Here is a 17689-nt window from a genome sequence, read left to right as displayed (position 1 = left end):
TTTATTGGGAGAGCCTTATGTCTGCTCTACATAAAACGTTTGGCTCGGTCCAAATTAAGAGCCTTGATGAGCAAAAGCGAACCTTCAAAGGAATCGCAAGCACACCAAATCAAGATCGCGCCAAGGATGTGATGGTGCCAAAAGGCGCAGAGTTTAATCTGCCTATGCCTTTGCTTTTCCATCATGACCCAACAAAAGCAATCGGGCAGGTGACAAGCGCAAAAGTCACCGCAAATGGTATCGAAGTTGAAATCCATATTCCTGAAATTGAGGAACCGGGTGTCTTAAAGGATCGGGTAGATGAGGCGTATCAGTCGCTAAAGTACGACTTGGTTAAAGGCTTATCAGTTGGTTTTATCCCGAATTGGGATGAGGCGGAGATGATTAAGGGTGGTGGCATCCAGTTCAACTCATGGGAATGGTATGAGCTTTCATTGGTGACTATCCCTTGCAACCGTGAATCAGAAACAGAATTTTCAAAAGCATTTGAGGAACACAAAGCCGCGTTGGGTAAAAAACCTCAAGACGTTCCAGGTGGCGCTTCATCTGAACAAAAACACGTTGTCGTAAAACTTAACAGCCCAACAAAGGGTGGAGTGAAATTAGTATGAATAAATATTTAAAACAGCTGCTTGACGCTCTTGCTGCTAAAAATTTAGAGCTTCAAGGCCACATGACCAAATCTTTAGATGCTGGACAAACACCAGACGAAGAAACTGAAAAGTCTATTCAAGCAGTTGAAGCCGAAATCGAGCAAATTGAAAAGAATATTGCTCGGGTTAAAAAACAAATCGCCGCCTCTGAAGCTGCTGCAAAAACTGCAACTCCTGCTGCTGGACAAACGGCTGAAGAAGCAAAAAAATCAGCTGAAGGTGATCCAGATCCTGAAGGCAAAAAGCCGAAAATTGAAACCGTGCCACTCGCTAAAGGTGTTGGTTTTGCTCAATATGCCCGTGCAAAAATTTTGTCACAGTTAGCGGCAAAAGAAGGCAATTATAAGTCAGCACTTGAGATTGCGAAAGAACGCGGCTTTGGTGATGAAGTTCAAGACCTTGTGACAAAAGCAACCTTGGGCACCACTACAGACTCAGGTTTTGCAGCATCATTAGTCACTGAAAACCGCCTTGTTGGTGAATTTGTTGACATGCTTCGCGCTGCAACTGTATTTGATCAACTTACAGGTTTCCGTAATGTGCCGTTCAACTCGAAAATCCCAAGCCAGTTAACCGGCGGTACCGCTTCATGGGTAGGTGAAGGTGCTCCAAAGCCATTAACAAACCCAACCTATGGTGAAGTGGAAGTCAAAGAGCATAAGCTTGCTGCGATTACTGTTTATACACAGGAATTAATGCGCCGCTCTGACCCAGCCGTAGATATTTTGGTTCGTGATGATTTGATTGAAGCATCAAAAACTTTAATTGATAACACCTTCCTTGATGCGGGTGCTGCCACAGCGGTTCGTCCTGCTGGTGTTTTAAATGGGGTGACAGCAACAGCAAATACTGGGACCACTGCGGCAGCATATGAGGCTGACCTATTGGCTCTGATTAATAGCTTTGTGGCAGCCAACCTTTCATTGGATGGCTCATACTTCATCATGTCGGAAACACGCGCGGCTCAAATCAGCTTGCTTCGTGATGCGCTAGGAAATACCTACTTCCAAGGCATGGCACTTCGCGGTACTCGTACATTGATGGGTATTCCGGTAATCACATCACAAACAGTCGGCGACAAGATCATTCTTGTGAAAACGTCTGAAATCCTGCTTGCTCAGGATGGTGGTGTGGATGTGTCTTACTCTGATCAAGCAACTCTGGTTGATGGTGGTACGACTCATCACTTATGGCAAGAAAACAAATTTGCGGTACGCGTTGAGAAATTCATCACATGGGCGAAACGTCGTCCGATTGCTGCAGCACTCCTGGACTACACTCCATCTGGTGGCTAATCCAAGTTGCCAAAAACAGCTCCTTAATCGGGGCTGTTTTTATATCTAAGCATCACAATTGTTTAGCTATAGGAACAGTCTATGAAGATTAAATATTTAAAGGTTATGCATAACGCCAATCCAGGTGATGTGCTTGAAGTTACCGAATTTGAAGCGAATATTTTGATTAAAACAGGTGTGGCGGAAGCTTACGAAGAACCTAAAAAGACGACTCGCAAGACCAAAACAGTTACTACAGAGCAAAAATAAGGCGGTTTAGATGGGCATTTTTGACAGACTTTTCCGAAAAAAATCACTGCAAAGTGTCCATTCAAACCAAGGGTGGACTTCTTTATTTGTACACGAGCCTTATTCTGGTGCCTGGCAGAAGAATGATGAACTGACCCGGGAAGATTTGGCAGCACATCCTGCAGTTTTCTCATGTATTTCCCTGATCTCTCAAGACATTGGAAAAATGGGTGTTTTGCTTAAAAAGCAGAAAGGCGGAATTTTAGTTGATGCACCCATTCCTGATGACTTGGTTGTTCTTAAACGTCCAAACCATTACCAAAACTGGCAGCAGTTTTTAGAGTTCTGGATGATCTGCCGAAAATTACGCGGTAATGCATACGGATTTAAGGTGCGTGATGTATTTGGGCAGGTAGTTAAAATTGTTATTTTGAATCCTGATCAAACAAAACCACTGATTAGTGATGATGGTCAAGTCTTTTACCAGCTGGGAGTTGATCGGCTGAATGGGACAGAATCCGTTGTTGTTCCGGCCTCTGAGATTATCCATGATCGTGAAAACTGCCTTTACCATCCATTGGTTGGCATTCCTGCCATCACTGCGTATGGAATTTCAGCAGGATTGGGCCTAAACATTCTGAAAAATTCCAAAACTTCTTTTGGAAACATGAGCCGACCAAGCGGTATTTTGGTTGCTCCTGGTGCGATTTCAGAAGATAAAGCACGTGCCATCGGTGCAGCATGGAATGCGAACTATACAGGCCAAAACATCGGTAAAACTGCGGTACTGGGTGATGATTTGAAGTATCAGCCAATCAGCATGACAGCTTCAGACACTCAGACTATTGAACAGCTGGAAATGACGAATCAGATTATTTGCTCAGTGTTGCATGTGCCAGCCTTTAAGGTGGGCTATGGAACGATTCCAGCAGGGCAGAAGGTTGGTGATCTGAATGAAATCTACTTCTCTGACTGCCTTCAAAGTCCTGTAGAGGCTATTGAAAACCTGCTCGATGATGCATTTGATTTAAAAGCGCGTGGCCTTGAAATATTCCTTGATGTTGATTCTCTACTCCGCATGGATAAAGAAACAAAAATGGGTATTCAGGAACGTGGTGTGAAAGCTTCGATCTTTACACCTAATGAAGCGCGTCAGCAGTTCAATTTAGAGCCTTTGGTTGGTGGTGATACAGTTTACATGCAGCAGCAGAACTATTCGCTTGAAGCATTGTCTAAGCGCGATCAAAAAGAAGATCCTTTTGGGAAATCTGCGCCAAATACGCCGCAAAATACCGAAAATTCAGACCAAAAAGGCCAATATCAAGGCGTTTTTAAGGCTGAAAATCAGTACAAATCAGGCCAGTTTGTGACGCATAAAGGCTCGTTATGGCATTGTGAAAAAGATCATTCTGGTGATTTTAATCACGAAAACTTCAAATTAGCGCAGAAAAAATGGGGTGAAGAATGAGTATTGTAAGTCTTGAGACCCTAAAAGAGCATTTGCGCTATGACGATGATTCAAATGATTTGATGCTTCAGGGGTATTTGGATGCAGCTGATTCGGTGGTGCTGAATTACATCACTGATGAGCTTGGACCTGATTACCCTAAAGCGATTCATCAGGCAATTTTATTGCTGTGTGGATATTGGGACCAGTACCGCAATGCTGAGCAAGAAATGCCGGTGAATGGCAACTTTCTGCCAATGCCTGTGCAAAGTCTGCTTTATCCATATCGCAAGCCTACAGCGATTTGAGGTGACTTATGACCCAACGTGCAGGCGAACTATGCCACCGTGTAACGATTCAGCATAAAACCACGGTCTATGATGAATACAACTATGAAACCGAAGCTTGGATTGAATATAAAAAGCTTTGGGGGAAAATCGACTTCCTTTCAGTAAAGGACAGTTTAACGACCAAAGCTGCGGGATCGGAAACGACAGCTCGCTTAAAACTGCGTAAACGTAAAGATATTGATACCGGCATGCGCGTTTTATTTGATGGTCAAACGTTCCAGATCGTGTCACCACCCAAGCCTGACAATGAAAACGGTCGAATTTATATGACGCTGGAGTTGTCTTTAGTGGAGTAAGCCATGTCAGTAGAATTCAATATTGAAGGCTTGGATGAGGTTCAGGAAAAGCTTAAAAGACTTGGCAATCCTCGTTTGATGAAGAATGCTGCTCGGCGTTCTGCTCGTAAAGCTATGGCGATTGTGCGGGATGCGGCACGATCAGGTGCAAAAGCAATAGATGACCCGCAAACAAGCGAAAAGATTTGGAAAAATATTGCGACTGCTGCGGGTAAAACACGAAACCCAAGTGAAGTGGTGATGCGTGTTGGTGTGCGTGGTGGTGCGTCATTCTCAAACAAAAATCCACCTAAAACACCAGGTGGCGACACTCGACATTGGCGCTTTATTGAGTACCCAAGTGCCAACAATCCAGGCACTCCATTCATGCGCCCAGCACTGCAAAACAATATCCAAGCCGTAACAAATAGCTTTGCTGAAAACTTCAATAAAGAAATTGACAAGGAACTCGCAAAATTATGAACATTTTACCTGTAGTTCCAACACTGAAATTGGCTTCGGCAGTCACAGCATTGCTCGGCACCAGTCCTTTAAGGGTATTTGAAGATGTAGCACCACACAAAACGCCATATCCCTATGCGGTCTGGTCAGTGGTCACAGCCAATCCTGAAAACCATCTGGATTGTCCGGCTAACCTTGATCATGTGTCATTCCAGATTGTGGTTTATGACACTCAGCAGAAAAGAGCATCCGATATTCGAGCAGCAATACGAAAGGCTTTAGAGCCACATTGCTATGTCACCAATATTCACCCAAACCATTTTGAGCGCATTGCTGACACCAATATTTTTGGTCGCGGCTTTGATGCGAATTGGTTTTTAGATCGTTAAACAGATTTCATTTTCCACATAGCACCCAACCGGGTGCTTTTTTATGCCTGAGTGTTTTATTTGCATTCTGCATTCAGGTCAACACAACTCAAAGGAGTTACTCATGAATGCTAAATTTAATCCGGCAATTAAACTGGTTGATGTTCAGAAAGGTGAGCCAACAACAACTACGTTGCAGATAGCGGTTGGATTGGGGCTGGTCCATAAAACAGTGATTCAGTTGGTTCGCACCTACCTCCCTGATATTCAGGAATTTGGGCGCGTTAAATTCGAGTCTTTGAATTCCGCATTTGAAATGGCGAATTCAGAACGTGAATCTACAAGAGGTCGCCATACTCGATACGCAGTTCTAAATGAACAGCAGTCATATTTTCTAATGACCTTAATGCGTAATAGTCCAAAGGTTATTGATTTTAAAAAAGCACTGGTGAAAGCCTTCTTTGAAGCTAGAACCCTGCTTCAAACAGATTATTTTGCTCTGATCCAGCAACGTGAAGCACTTAGCGCAAAACTCGAATGCGAAAAAGAAATAGCAAGCGCTTGCGGAAAGGGATTATCGGCTTGGAAAAAGCAGCGTGACTGCCTAACCACTGCGATTGCAAATGTAGATCGGCAAATTCAGCCATGTCTATTTGAATAACCAAATTATTTCCAAACCAATGCCACCACTCGGTGGCTTTTTTTATGCCTAAAATTGAGGAGTAGCTACTCATGGCGAAGAAAGGTGTTTTATCTCAGGGTACGCAAGTATGGATTTTACATGGCGATACTCCAACACTCACAAAGATGGACTGCGTCAAAGCTCTAGTGCTTGGCGATGACAGCACTACAGAAATCAATACAACCTGTCTGGAAGAAGAAACCACAGCAACTTCGGATTGGGGTTTAACTACACCAGGTGAAGGCTCAATCCAGATTGATACTGATCCTAAAAACGCAACTCACATGACCTTACTGCAGCTTGCGGCTGAGCGTGCAGAAGTAGGTGTTTATGTGGGCTGGTCTGATGGTGATGCAACACCAACCATCACTGGTAGCGATGTAACCCTGCCAACAGACCGCACATGGTCGTCTTTCCGTGCAATTCTGCGCAAAGGCTCCCCAGTATTTGACGCTGATGCTTTGGTAAACCATACGGTGCCAATGAAGCGTCAAACTGAAGTAACTGATGAATTTAAGGTGGTGACTCCGTGAAGTTAAATGCATCTGAACTTTTAGCGCTTTCCAGTACAACCTTATCTGACTTATCCCCAAAGTCTGCAAAATTCATTATCAATGATGAAGCTTTTGAGGCGGATATTTTAATTAAGTCGCTAAGCTATGATGAATTGTCAAATATGTTCAAGGGTGAAGATCCTGAAAAGCTCACAGTTGCTGATGTGGTTAAGCGGCGTGTACTGCTCACTGTTTACAATCTGGACACAAAAGAGCCTTTGTATTCAGATATTGAAGCAGTGGGACAGACCCACCCAGCCATTCTGAATGCGCTCCATGATTCATCCGATGAAGTGAACGATTTTTTGGGAAAGAACAAGTTGAAGTTGAAGAGCACGAACTCTGGTGCGAACTTGTCCTCAACGGAATCGGTGGGAGAACCATTGAGCAAGCAAAAAAGAAAATCACTCCAAAAGAGCTGAGAATCTGGCAGGCTTATCGAAATAAGTATGGCTCATTTAACATGGGCCGACGTATAGAGCAGGGCGTGGGTAATCTATATGCGCTTTATTTCAATGGCAAGGTTGAAGAAGACAAGCGTGTTGATGCTCGCATCTTTATGCCGCACGAGACAATGCCGGAGCTAACTTTTGAAGAAGAGCGCATGCAAGCTATTAAGAAGAAATCAGGTTAGCTTGGTTTCTTTTTAACCCAATAATTAGTATCTTGTTCTAAATTATAAATTTTGGGTGAGGGTATGGCGATTAAGCCTTGTAAGGAATGTGGTGGTCCAGTTAGTGACAAAGCTGAAAGTTGCCCGCAATGTGGAGCTAAACAGCCAAAAAAGACGTCAAAGTTAGCATTAATATTTGCTGGCTTAGTTCTTGTATTTATTTTTATTGGAATAATGAGTGGAAATAGCGATGACAAGCGGCAAGCAAGCCAAAATACAGCATCCACACCAACTCAAAACGAGAAAATTCCAAATTGGAAATACAATACATCTAATGATGAGATGCGCGGAACCTCAACAAAATATGCATCATCGGTAAGCACCAATACAGTGAATTTTGATTTCCCATATAGTGGTGGTTCTAAATTAATTCTAACTTTGCGGAAAACAGGTAACGATACGGATGTGATGGTTAATATCACTAAAGGCCAGATACTTTGTGACCTAAGAGGGTGTGAAGTTGCGTTTAAGTTTGATGATAACCCTGTCCAATCAATATCAATGGTTGAGCCTGATAGTCACGCTTCAGACATGTTGTTTGTTGCATACGATAAGACAGAAGCAAAAATTATTAATCAGTTAAGAAATAGTAAAAAGTTAGTTATTGAGGTGCCTTTTTACCAAGAGGGTAAAAAACAGTTCACATTTGATGTAGGAGACCTGGAATGGAGTCCCTGATTAAGTGAAATATACACATATTTAAACCGCCATAACAGGCGGTTTTTTATTGTCTGAGGTTTTTATGAGTACAAAACTTGGAACTTTAACGCTGGATTTAATTGCCAAGATTGGTAACTTTATTGAACCTGTTAAAAAAGCAGAAAAACAGACGAAATTAAGCTTTGATAATATGCGCAAGCATGTAAATAGCTACGGGGCAGTGGCGGTCGCTAGTGCTGCTGCTGTAGGCGCTGGTGTGCTTGCCATGGCAAACGAATACGCAAATGCTGCCCGTGAACTACAGACTTTTGCCTCCATCTCAAACGCAACAACGCAAGAATTCCAAAAGATGGCTGTTGGTGCTGAGACTATGGGAATTAGCTCAGAAAAACTAGCAGACCAGTTAAAAGATTTTAATGAAAAACTAGGCGAGTTCATCACTATTGGCTCTGGTGGTGCGGTTGATTTCTTTGAACAGATTGCTATTAAAACAGAAGGTTCAGCAGAGGCTGCACGAAAACTAGCACTTGAAATGCAAAACCTTTCAGGTCCACAAGCCTTGCAACTTTATGTAGATAAACTTGAAGAGGCAGGCGTTACTCAGCAACAAATGTCTTTCTACTTGGAAAGCATGGCATCCGATACAACCAACCTTATTCCGCTCTTGAGGGATGGTGGTAAGGGTTTTGAATATTGGGCCGATGCTGCTGAACGCGCTGGTGTAATCATGGATGAGCACGCCATAGAAAAAGCAAATGAGCTTCGTGTTCAAATGGATTTACTTAATCTTCAGGTGCAAGGTGTTAAAAATCAGTTTATTCAAGGCTTGATGCCTGCACTTGTGTCAGTTGGTGATGGTTTATCTGATGCAACCATGGAAACCAACCTCATGGCTGATGCGGGTGAGACACTTGGTGAGGTATTCAAGGGTGTTGCTGCTGTTGGCATGGGGGTTTATGCAGTTGTCAAAATGCTGTCCAATGCCATTGCTGGCTTAGCAGTTGACGCTGTGAACGCTAAAAAAAATGTTGATTTAGCAGCTCAGGGTGGTAGTTGGGTGGATAAGCTGCCTGGCATAAAGCTTGGCAAATCTCTAATTACTGGGTTGACTCTTGCTAAGGCGCCAAATAGCGGTGTTGCTATGGCGGCACAAGACAATGCTAAGGTTGCTGATGATGTTGCAAACTCTATTAACCGTATTTATAGCGATGCTGTTAATCAATCCACCGCAGCAATGGCAAAAATCCAAAACAGTCAGGCTGGTGTAACCAAAGGCTCGGATGAGTGGATTAAAAAACAAAACAAAGCAGCCAAAGCTGCGGCAGGTGTAAGTAAGTCCCTTCAAGAGCAGAACAGCTTACTTGAGCAGCAAGCCCGGGCGCGTGACGCAATCTCTTATGATTACATGGATGATTTTGCAAAATTCGCTGAAGACTATAAGCGCCAAGTAGCTGAAATCAAAGAAGCTAATTTTGGGTCACAAGAATCTGAATATATAGCTAAAGCAAAAGCTCGTTATGAGTATGAAGAGGAGATGTATCTTCGCCAGATCACTGAGGAAATTAATACCTTCAAATGGTCTGAAGAGCAGAAGCTTGATTATTTTTATGAGACTCAGCGAATTATTGTGAATGAGTCTGGTAAATACAATGATGAGCTGAAGCAATTAAAACTCAAGGCGCTTGATGAGCAATATGCTATTGAACTTCAAAAAGCCCGATTCCATGCTCAAAACGTACAGCAAACCATGCGAGAAAGCATTAAAGGTCTTTCGTATGGTGCTGATGAAATCTTTGCTCAAGCCACAATGTCACCGCAAGATTATGCTCGATGGTCACTAGAAAATGATCGCTCAAATTCTCAATTGGGTTTGAAGAATGAGCGCGTCAGAGTTGAGCAGGACATTATGACCAGTGATGCTTATTCTACTGATGACGAGCGCTATGCTGCGTTGTTAGAAGCGCATCAAGAGTACCGTGATGCAATGGCTGCTATTGATGTTGAATATCATGAAAGAGTAAAGGATTTAGAGGCCCAGAATTATGAGGATAAGCTAGAAGTCTATGGAATGCTTCTCTCGCAAGCAGGGACTGTTTGGGGGTCCATGACTCAGATGGTTAAGGATAGTGCAGGAGAGCAATCTAGCGCTTACAAGGCCATGTTCTTAATGCAGCAAGCAATTGCGATTGGTCAGGCTATTATTAGCACCGAGTTGGCTGCAACAAGAGCGCTGGAGCTTGGTCCAATTCTAGGTATTCCAGCATCTACTTTGGTTCGTGCTATGGGTTACGCCTCAGTTGGACTAATCGCCGGTCAAACCATTGCAGGTATGGCCCACGATGGTATCGACAACATCCCGAAAGAAGGCACTTGGCTTTTGGATAAAGGTGAACGTGTTGTTGACAGTCGGACGAATGCTGACTTGAAGAACATGATTGCCAATCAGAACAACAATGGCCCTCAAATCAATATCAATGTTCCACCAGGCTACACAGCTGAGCAAAGTCGCGGTGCTGATGGTGCTGTGACGATTGATATTGTTGAGAAGCAAATTAAGCGGTCTTGGGGGAACCTAAGCAATCCTAACTCGTATGAATCTAAGCAGGTCCAGCGTAATACCACAGCGGGAGTTAAACGATAGTGAATAGCTTTGCATTATGCCCGTTACAAGCCGGGTATTCCTTTTCACCTGGCAATAACATGCTGGAGCAGCAACTTCTTGGCGGGTTCGCCCGTCAACGAAGAATGTTTGTGAATAACGTGCATGTGGTCAATGTGTCTGTACTGCTTAAAACCAAAACCCATGCTCAGTATTTCTGGGCATTTTGGCGATTGCATACGCTCGATCCAAAGCCATTTTTATGGCGACTGATAACTGACTCAGCCGAAGCACAGGATCATACCTGCCAGTTCGTCGCCGATTCTTTGTCAGTCGGTGAGCGTAATGGCGTGGCTTATAACGTATCTTTTCAGGTGCGATGCAAGCCATTGAACAATGGTGATTTAGCCTTTGATCAAAGCATTGTGGATTTATGGGGATCTGGCAGTCCGCTTGATATGCTGAATCTACTTGAGAAGTTGGTGAACGAAAGTTTACCAGATGCTTTGGGGGTGTCATGAGCGATTTAGACAAGTTTTACTTGGATGCTTCACCAAGTGCGGCAATGCTAGAGCTGATTGAGATTAGTCATCCACTCTGGCCACAGCCACTGCGATATGTGACCAATCATGCCGATGGCGTGACTGTAAAGCACGAGGATGGGCTGGTATACAACTATGAGTTTATGCCAGTGCAGATCAACAAAGGCGCGAACTCGGATGATCTGGATCAGACCTTAAGCATTACAGTTGGTGATCTGGGTCAAGTGGTGCCACAGCTGCTCAAGATCATTCGAGATGCGGATAACTTTGAGCGTCCGTCTGTAGTTTATCGGGCCTACTCATCTAATAACCTGGATTCACCTTTGCAGGTGGTGAAAGGCTATGAGGTGGAGGATCGCTCTACTGATCATCAGGCCACGACATTTAATGCAGCCACAAAACGCGCCAACTCCACCGGCACGGGCATGTTTTACACCGTGGATAATTTCCCAAGTCTAAAGGCCTTCTTCTGATGAAAAGTATTGATGCTTTACTGGATCGAAAATACGACCCTGAGGAATACCACTGTGTGCATTTTTTGATTGAGGCAGCTCAATACCTTTTTAATCGGGATTACTCAGACAGCTTTATTGGGCTCACAACTTCATTACATGAAACCCTGCGAACCTCAAGGCATACAGCCACGCGCAACAGGCAAATCAAGGAGCCAGTAGACGGCTGCATTGTCCTGATGACCAATATCAACCAAAGCTCCCATGTGGGGCTTTTTTATTGTGGTCGGGTTTTACATCTAACGGAAATGGGTACGCATTTTTTACCACTGATCACCATAAAACGCTTTTACAAACGGATTCGATACTATGAGCCGATTACGTATTTTCAAGAACCCGGTTGATGGGGGCGATGAAGTTCTTCATATAAGAACAGACAAGGTTCTCGAAACCTTTATCGAAGTGAAAAAGAAAAGTCCGCAAGCGCGGATTTTTTTACGCCCGGCATGTCAGCAAAACGATGTAACGCCATCTAATCATATAGATGCTGCGTCCTTGCAAATGCTGGCCAAAACGAATGACTTTGATATTGTGTGTGAAGCGGGCGAACCCCTCACAATCTTCCTTGTAGCAACCGCGGTTCTGTCTGCGGGCCTTGCGATTTATACTTACCTCAACATGCCAGACGTTCCAGAGATGAATCAAAAGTCTGGCAATAACGAACTATCCAACCGGGTAAACCGTGAGCGCATTAAAGGCCGTGTTCCTGATCCATTCGGCACCAATAAATGTGTACCCGATCTGATTGCACCTCCAATTTTATATTACAAAGAAGACGGTGTTGAGGTTGAAGAATGTCTGATGTGCATTGGTCGGGGCGAATTTGAAATCACTGACATTAAAGATGGCGATACTTTCGGCTCAACTATCGATGGATTTTCAACATCTGTTTATGCGCCCGGCATGAGCCTAACCGGCACACCACAAATTCAGATTGGCGAAGCATTCACCGAGGCCCCATTGGTGGGTAAAAAGAGTTCAGCCATTACTGGTCAGACTCTAGAGGCCCCAACCGAATCAGTTATCGACACGGCTATTGAAGGCACGATGTATCCACAATATCCGAATCGCCTGTATCTGGTTGGTGGTGGTCTGGACGCAACGTTCTCTGTGGGTGAATCCGTAGTAGTGAATTCGGAAAGAATTGGTGTAGCCGATGCGCAGCTATCAGGTTCAACCAACGTTGAAACAAATGGAGTGATTACCATTGGATCAGCAGTCAATATTGAGAACCCAGATAACTTTAAAAGCATCCAGATTGACACCCTATTAATTCAGGATGACCTAAATGGACTATTGGATCTGGCAGGTCGATATGAAGTTGCATCTATTTTGAAAAGCGGCTCATTTGCTTATGAGATTGCGCTAATCAATCCGGTTTCAGTGAATCCAAACTGGGCGTTGCTAACTGAGGATAATTTGGCGAATAGTTCCACCATATTGACCAACAATAGCAACTCGGTGGATATTTCGGGCGACTACGCCAATATCACTGCGGTCACATCGGATTTTATTGAACTGGAAATCCCGGTTGAGTATCAATCTGAGTGGGATAAGCTCAATGGAATCACCGTAGATAGCGCAACGATTGAGTTGCGTAAATACACAGACAACTGGCTTGGCTGGTTTTATATCAACTCAGCGGATATTGAAAAGTTAATTTTTAATTTCTACTTTCCAAAGGGTCTGTTTTCAGTGCGTACAGATGGGAAGAATGCTGGAATGCATGCTTCTTACGATATTGAATATCAGGAACTGGAAGGCAGCACCCCGGTAGGGCCGGTATTGCAGCTCGACGGGTATTTGATCCGACAGCAACAATCCACTTTCGGGTTGTCTGAAGGGATTGATTTACCTGTTCCATTTTCTGAAGGTGTGCGTGTGCGTGTGCGGAAAACCTCACAGAATACATATCCTCGGTCAGCAGTATATGACGAGATTAAACTTAAATCTGTTTATGCATGCTCGCACCTAAAAAAGCTAATTTACCCGGATGTCACCCTGGTTCGATCAAGAACTGTGGCCACTGATGGCGCTTTGTCGGTTAAAGAGCGCCAGTGGAACTGTATTGGAACACAGAAGCTTTACTCCTATGCGTCAGGCGCCAGATCTTTAAGCAAACAGCCCACTAATGATTTTGCTGACATTGTTACTGCAATTACGCTGGATCCATTGATTGGCCGACGCACTTTGAATGATCTTGATGTGCAGGGGATTTATGCCACTTCACAGGAAATCAAGAACTACTTTGGCACACCACTGGCCGCGCATTTCAACTATACATTTGATCAAGGCTCTCAGTCTTTTGAAGAAGCTCTGGCTCAGATTGCAAGCTGTGTCGGGTCTAACGCAAGGCGTGAAGGTTCGCAGATTTACTTTCAGTTTGAGAAAGAAAATCCAAACTCAAGTATCCTGTTTAACCATCGGAACAAGCGGCCATTCTCTGAAACGCGTTCCGAAAAGTACGGTGTGGACCGGGATCATGATGGGGTGGAAGTGACCTGGATTGATCCGGCTGATGGCTGGGTGGAATCAATCATTCGATTACCGGATGAATTCATTACCAATCCGAAAAAACTTGAGTTAAGTGGCGTGACCAATAAGTATCAAGCACACTTTCTGGCACATCGCGCATGGAACAAGATTCAGTATCAGCGCGAGATGGTGAAGTTCACCGCTTATGGCGAAGCGGATCTTGTGTCGTTAAATGACCGGATTGCAGTAGTAGATGATGTGGTGCCAACACTGACTTCGAGTGGTGATATCACCTACTGGCAGGGGCAGAATATTTCTATCTCTCAGCCAGTGGAACTTGACCCAACTAAAAGCTACACAATTCATTTGCAGCACCTAAACCGCAGCGTAGAAACCATGCTGGTGACACAAGGTGCAGATGAATACAGCTTGGTATTGGAGAGGTTGCCAGTTCTACCATTGGTAGTGAAAAGCGAGTATGACGAATATGCCAAATACTCCATCACACTTTCAACCGAAAAGGATTCAGAGGCCTTTCTGATTACCGAGAAGTCCCACTCAGGTCCATTTGAAAGTGAAGTCACCGCCATTAACTATGACACCCGCTACTACAGCAACGACAAAGACCACATTAATAATTTGATTTAACAGCCGCCTTCGGGTGGTTTTTTAATGCCGGAGAGAAACATGGCTGACCAAGTATTAACGAAGCAAAAATTAATTGATGCCGACATTGATGTTGAGAATCTTGGCAAGGCGGTGAATGAGGAAACGATTGTAACCCCGCGCTATGGCGACCAATATAAATCAGCCCCATTGGCAATTAAAGAAATTGAAAGCAATGGGGTTGCCGCAGTAGCTGCTTTGAATGCCAAGGCCGACCAGGTGGTAGCTCAAGGGTTTTACAAGGGCTACACCACCGAAGCTTTGCTTTTAGCTGATAAGCCTGTTGTTGCTGAAATGCGCGCACGTGCCGATGATACCCGTAAGATTTACCGATGGACTCGTACCAGTGCAGAAGGTGTGACACCTATTACCGGGACTTGGGCCGACACTGGATTGAGTGAGCTTGATCAGGCGAAGGCTTTCACGAAAGACTCTACTGATGTTTTTGATGTGTCCGCTTATAGCAACAACTACAATCTGGCATTTGCAGATGCAATTGGTTCTGTGCCTGCTGATCTACGAAAGCAAGGTCTGACAGTCCGCTATAACAATGCTGATGAGCGCACGTTTGTAAACATTAACTTAGAAAACTGGACTAATCAGCGTTTTTGGATTCGTCAAATTAATACAATGGCAGAGGGTAAAATAAATCATGTTGATGATCGCATGATTTACCGAGGTTTCACTATCGGTACATTAAATAACATTACGGTAGACCCAAAAAATGCTTGTATGATTATCCCAATTCATCGTACCTACACAGATGGAGTTGAAAACAAGCTAAACATTGCTGCTTATCCTGTAACAATCATTCCTGTGACATGGGGTTTCTTGGCAGCAAGCGGTGGAACAACAACTGGTGGTGGTTCAAACCTAGCGCACTTGATAAATGCAACAATCCCAGCCAATGCTGAATACGTTTACATTAATCTGGAAGTAAACAACCCAACAACTGGCGTGGTTACTGGCTTAGGTAACGTTGAGATTGCATCCAAGTATTTAAGATACATTCCCGACAACAGCAACACAGCAACTCTTGCCGAACCATTATCGCCACCAGATGGTTTTAATCGCATCGACTACGGTGTACCTTCTGCAATAACAATTGACAGAACAAAAGGTGAAGCAAAGGCGATTACTCCATATTTTAAAAGCGGCCTAGGAACAGTTAAGGGCTTACACATTTCTCAAATCGTTAAACATGTCGAGATTCAAAAAGGTCATAACGGTTTAATCAATAAACTAACAGGGCTGCCGAGAAGATTCATTATTACCGCAGTAAAAAAATCAGCAAACGGCTATGTTGATGTTTTTATATCTAGTGAAACCGAAGATGGTGTTCTTCAACCAGGCTTTAATGCGTTTGCTCTACCTGACGCAGATGGTTACGTTCGTATCGAGTGGGTGAAATCCCAAGATACCGATCCAATTAAGGTTAGAGTTGTCATCGACCCGTCACAAATTGCAGTAGAAACCATATACTTTGGAGACAATGGTGAGATTCACCCATCTATTGTCGAGAAAGCGAACAAGGTTGCCAATGTAAATAAAGGTGTGGCTATAACCGATTATATTGACTGTGGGGTAAGTCGAGTTTCTTCAAACATGGCTCTACCTGCCGCACAACCATTAACACTAACTCGAAGAATGGTGAACGGGTTCCTATATAATGAAGCATCTGGAAGCGCAGCAAATGATCACCAACAAACTACACTAACAGCATTAAAAACAAGCCGAGCTTCTGGTATAGCTGGCATATATATTGAAGCTCTTGCTAGTTACGCAAACAATCCAAAAGTCGACTTAATACGCGACACATCCTCAGTTCCGTTCGGTGCAGGTAATTCGGCAGGACGCGGTATCTTGGGGCAAACAATGGATTCGCAGTGGATTCATCCAGACATGTGTTACGCCCCAGATGGTGTCGGTGGGTTTAAATACTGGATGGTCAATTCTAACTTTACGAACGGAAGTGACCGCAAAGAAGATGCTGATCTACTTGTGAGTAATGATGGGGTAACATGGAAGCGTATCCGTGGATTTTACGAATCCGATAATGGTGGTCTACCATTTAAAAACCCAGAAGTATTTTGGAACTCTAGTTACAAGAACACATTTATGCCTATCCCGAACAGTGGTAGTTTTGAATTTGCGTTAGAGTCTACAACAGAGACAAAAACGATTACAGGATACTTAAACCATGATCCTGCAATTTCTTATCACAATGGTTATGTGAATGTTTACATTTTATATAATCTGGGTTTTGTGAACACATCATTCGACCATAAATATGTTGTTTGCTTCCGCACCAACGATGGGATGAATTGGGAAATTGTTCGTGAAGACGGCTCAACAATGCCATATAACGAAGCGAATGCTCAGTTAATCTTCACCAAAACCAACGGTGTGAGAAACCATATTTGCTTTAAATATAAGGCTGGGGGGGTTGGTGGCACTGATTTATCGCCACAAGTTGTCAAAGTGAACGATACTGAATGGTATTACTACGCAAGAGAAGGCGCGAGTAATATGAATTTAGTTCGATATTCAGGAACAAGTCCGTACACGTTTGATTTTACCAACCCTCAATCGGTTAGTAAAAATAACGCAAATGGTGGTTCGTTGTGGCATTTCGGCTTACGCTATTATGACGGTGTGTTCTACTGCATGACGAATGGATTCGTGTTCACATCAACTGATGGTGTGAATTTTACAACTACCCAATATCCGTTCTTCTGGCGTGGAATGAGTAGTGATATTTATAAGCCGACTTTTGTTGTAGGGCATGATGGTAAGGTGAAGATGGCTTATGGTATTCAATGCTTAACGTCAGTTCCACACCCGTATGCACAACAAGTAGCGGTATCACCAGTGCCACTAAACAAGCTGTTTGTCGCTGCAAAAATTACTGCAACTCTTGTGTGCCAATACAACAGTCTTGCGGACATCGTGAATCGCAGCACGAATGCTACTGCGGACGCTTACGTTGATGTTATTGTTGCTGTGATAAGTCAGCGAACTAAGTCTGTTCAAATTCGACTATTACCATGTTTACGTTCATATACCGAGTTGTTGAACTCGGTAGATATTTCGTTCGATGATGAGGTTTATGTCGCAGCCTATCTCAACACAAGGAATGGTGGCAGTCTGAACTTCGGTGGGGTTGCTTTAACACTTCCTGACGCAGTGACGAACTAATACTCCTTTAAAATAAAGCCCTACCAAAGTGGCGGGGCTTTATGCTGTAT

Annotated in this window: 19 protein-coding genes; all 19 read left to right on the top strand. The window is 43.7% G+C overall.

Annotated elements, in window-relative coordinates; all coding sequences use genetic code 11:
• Nucleotides 1-17 precede the first annotated feature (17 nt).
• The 19 genes from ACPEPR_RS04110 to ACPEPR_RS04020 all read left to right on the top strand — a co-directional run bounded on the left by ACPEPR_RS04110 (nucleotide 18) and on the right by ACPEPR_RS04020 (nucleotide 17639).
• Nucleotides 18-611 carry an HK97 family phage prohead protease gene (locus ACPEPR_RS04110; protein ID WP_423561971.1) on the top strand — a complete coding sequence of 198 codons (594 nt, stop codon included), beginning with the start codon at nucleotides 18-20 and terminating at the stop codon, nucleotides 609-611.
• Nucleotides 608-1948 (top strand): phage major capsid protein, encoded by a 1341-nt coding sequence (locus ACPEPR_RS04105; RefSeq protein ID WP_423561970.1) that lies wholly within the window; start codon nucleotides 608-610, stop codon nucleotides 1946-1948. Before ACPEPR_RS04110 ends, ACPEPR_RS04105 begins: the two co-directional genes overlap by 4 nt.
• 81 nt (nucleotides 1949-2029) lie before the next feature.
• Nucleotides 2030-2197 carry a hypothetical protein gene (locus tag ACPEPR_RS04100; RefSeq protein ID WP_423561969.1) on the top strand — a complete coding sequence of 56 codons (168 nt, stop codon included), beginning with the start codon at nucleotides 2030-2032 and terminating at the stop codon, nucleotides 2195-2197.
• Between the two features lie 10 nt (nucleotides 2198-2207).
• Complete coding sequence (locus tag ACPEPR_RS04095; RefSeq protein WP_423561968.1) at nucleotides 2208-3644, top strand: phage portal protein; 1437 nt, start codon at nucleotides 2208-2210, stop codon at nucleotides 3642-3644.
• Nucleotides 3641-3931, top strand: a complete 291-nt coding sequence (locus ACPEPR_RS04090) for a head-tail connector protein (RefSeq protein ID WP_423561967.1) — start codon at nucleotides 3641-3643, stop codon at nucleotides 3929-3931. Before ACPEPR_RS04095 ends, ACPEPR_RS04090 begins: the two co-directional genes overlap by 4 nt.
• An 8-nt stretch (nucleotides 3932-3939) precedes the next feature.
• Nucleotides 3940-4269 carry a phage head closure protein gene (locus ACPEPR_RS04085; RefSeq protein WP_423561966.1) on the top strand — a complete coding sequence of 110 codons (330 nt, stop codon included), beginning with the start codon at nucleotides 3940-3942 and terminating at the stop codon, nucleotides 4267-4269.
• A gap of 3 nt (nucleotides 4270-4272) precedes the next feature.
• A complete protein-coding gene (locus ACPEPR_RS04080) occupies nucleotides 4273-4731 on the top strand; it encodes an HK97-gp10 family putative phage morphogenesis protein (protein ID WP_423561965.1) in 459 nt (152 codons plus the stop codon).
• Complete coding sequence (locus ACPEPR_RS04075) at nucleotides 4728-5099, top strand: DUF3168 domain-containing protein (protein ID WP_423561964.1); 372 nt, start codon at nucleotides 4728-4730, stop codon at nucleotides 5097-5099. The genes ACPEPR_RS04080 and ACPEPR_RS04075 overlap by 4 nt, the downstream gene beginning before the upstream one ends.
• A 103-nt stretch (nucleotides 5100-5202) precedes the next feature.
• Nucleotides 5203-5739: a Rha family transcriptional regulator gene (locus ACPEPR_RS04070; RefSeq protein WP_423561963.1), complete on the top strand. Its 537-nt coding sequence runs from the start codon at nucleotides 5203-5205 to the stop codon at nucleotides 5737-5739.
• A 71-nt stretch (nucleotides 5740-5810) separates the two neighbouring features.
• Nucleotides 5811-6293 (top strand): phage tail tube protein, encoded by a 483-nt coding sequence (locus ACPEPR_RS04065; RefSeq protein WP_423561962.1) that lies wholly within the window; start codon nucleotides 5811-5813, stop codon nucleotides 6291-6293.
• Nucleotides 6290-6736 carry a hypothetical protein gene (locus tag ACPEPR_RS04060; protein ID WP_423561961.1) on the top strand — a complete coding sequence of 149 codons (447 nt, stop codon included), beginning with the start codon at nucleotides 6290-6292 and terminating at the stop codon, nucleotides 6734-6736. The genes ACPEPR_RS04065 and ACPEPR_RS04060 overlap by 4 nt, the downstream gene beginning before the upstream one ends.
• A gap of 41 nt (nucleotides 6737-6777) precedes the next feature.
• Nucleotides 6778-6948, top strand: coding sequence for a hypothetical protein (locus ACPEPR_RS04055; RefSeq protein WP_286396488.1), 171 nt, complete (start codon nucleotides 6778-6780; stop codon nucleotides 6946-6948).
• A gap of 63 nt (nucleotides 6949-7011) precedes the next feature.
• Complete coding sequence (locus tag ACPEPR_RS04050; protein ID WP_286396490.1) at nucleotides 7012-7665, top strand: hypothetical protein; 654 nt, start codon at nucleotides 7012-7014, stop codon at nucleotides 7663-7665.
• Between the two features lie 64 nt (nucleotides 7666-7729).
• A complete protein-coding gene (locus tag ACPEPR_RS04045; RefSeq protein WP_423561960.1) occupies nucleotides 7730-10288 on the top strand; it encodes a hypothetical protein in 2559 nt (852 codons plus the stop codon).
• Complete coding sequence (locus tag ACPEPR_RS04040; RefSeq protein ID WP_423561959.1) at nucleotides 10288-10767, top strand: hypothetical protein; 480 nt, start codon at nucleotides 10288-10290, stop codon at nucleotides 10765-10767. The genes ACPEPR_RS04045 and ACPEPR_RS04040 overlap by 1 nt, the downstream gene beginning before the upstream one ends.
• Nucleotides 10764-11261, top strand: coding sequence for a DUF1833 family protein (locus tag ACPEPR_RS04035; protein WP_423561958.1), 498 nt, complete (start codon nucleotides 10764-10766; stop codon nucleotides 11259-11261). Before ACPEPR_RS04040 ends, ACPEPR_RS04035 begins: the two co-directional genes overlap by 4 nt.
• Nucleotides 11261-11644 carry a hypothetical protein gene (locus tag ACPEPR_RS04030; protein ID WP_423561957.1) on the top strand — a complete coding sequence of 128 codons (384 nt, stop codon included), beginning with the start codon at nucleotides 11261-11263 and terminating at the stop codon, nucleotides 11642-11644. Before ACPEPR_RS04035 ends, ACPEPR_RS04030 begins: the two co-directional genes overlap by 1 nt.
• Nucleotides 11610-14423, top strand: coding sequence for a host specificity factor TipJ family phage tail protein (locus ACPEPR_RS04025; protein WP_423561956.1), 2814 nt, complete (start codon nucleotides 11610-11612; stop codon nucleotides 14421-14423). The genes ACPEPR_RS04030 and ACPEPR_RS04025 overlap by 35 nt, the downstream gene beginning before the upstream one ends.
• A 39-nt stretch (nucleotides 14424-14462) precedes the next feature.
• Nucleotides 14463-17639, top strand: a complete 3177-nt coding sequence (locus ACPEPR_RS04020; protein ID WP_423561955.1) for a hypothetical protein — start codon at nucleotides 14463-14465, stop codon at nucleotides 17637-17639.
• Nucleotides 17640-17689 lie beyond the last annotated feature (50 nt).

This window comes from Acinetobacter sp. AND/436 (assembly GCF_049546925.1).
Taxonomy (GTDB): Bacteria; Pseudomonadota; Gammaproteobacteria; order Pseudomonadales; family Moraxellaceae; genus Acinetobacter; species Acinetobacter indicus.
The sequence above is the reverse complement of the archived record's forward strand: the minus strand, read 5'-3'. Positions and strand labels throughout refer to the sequence as shown.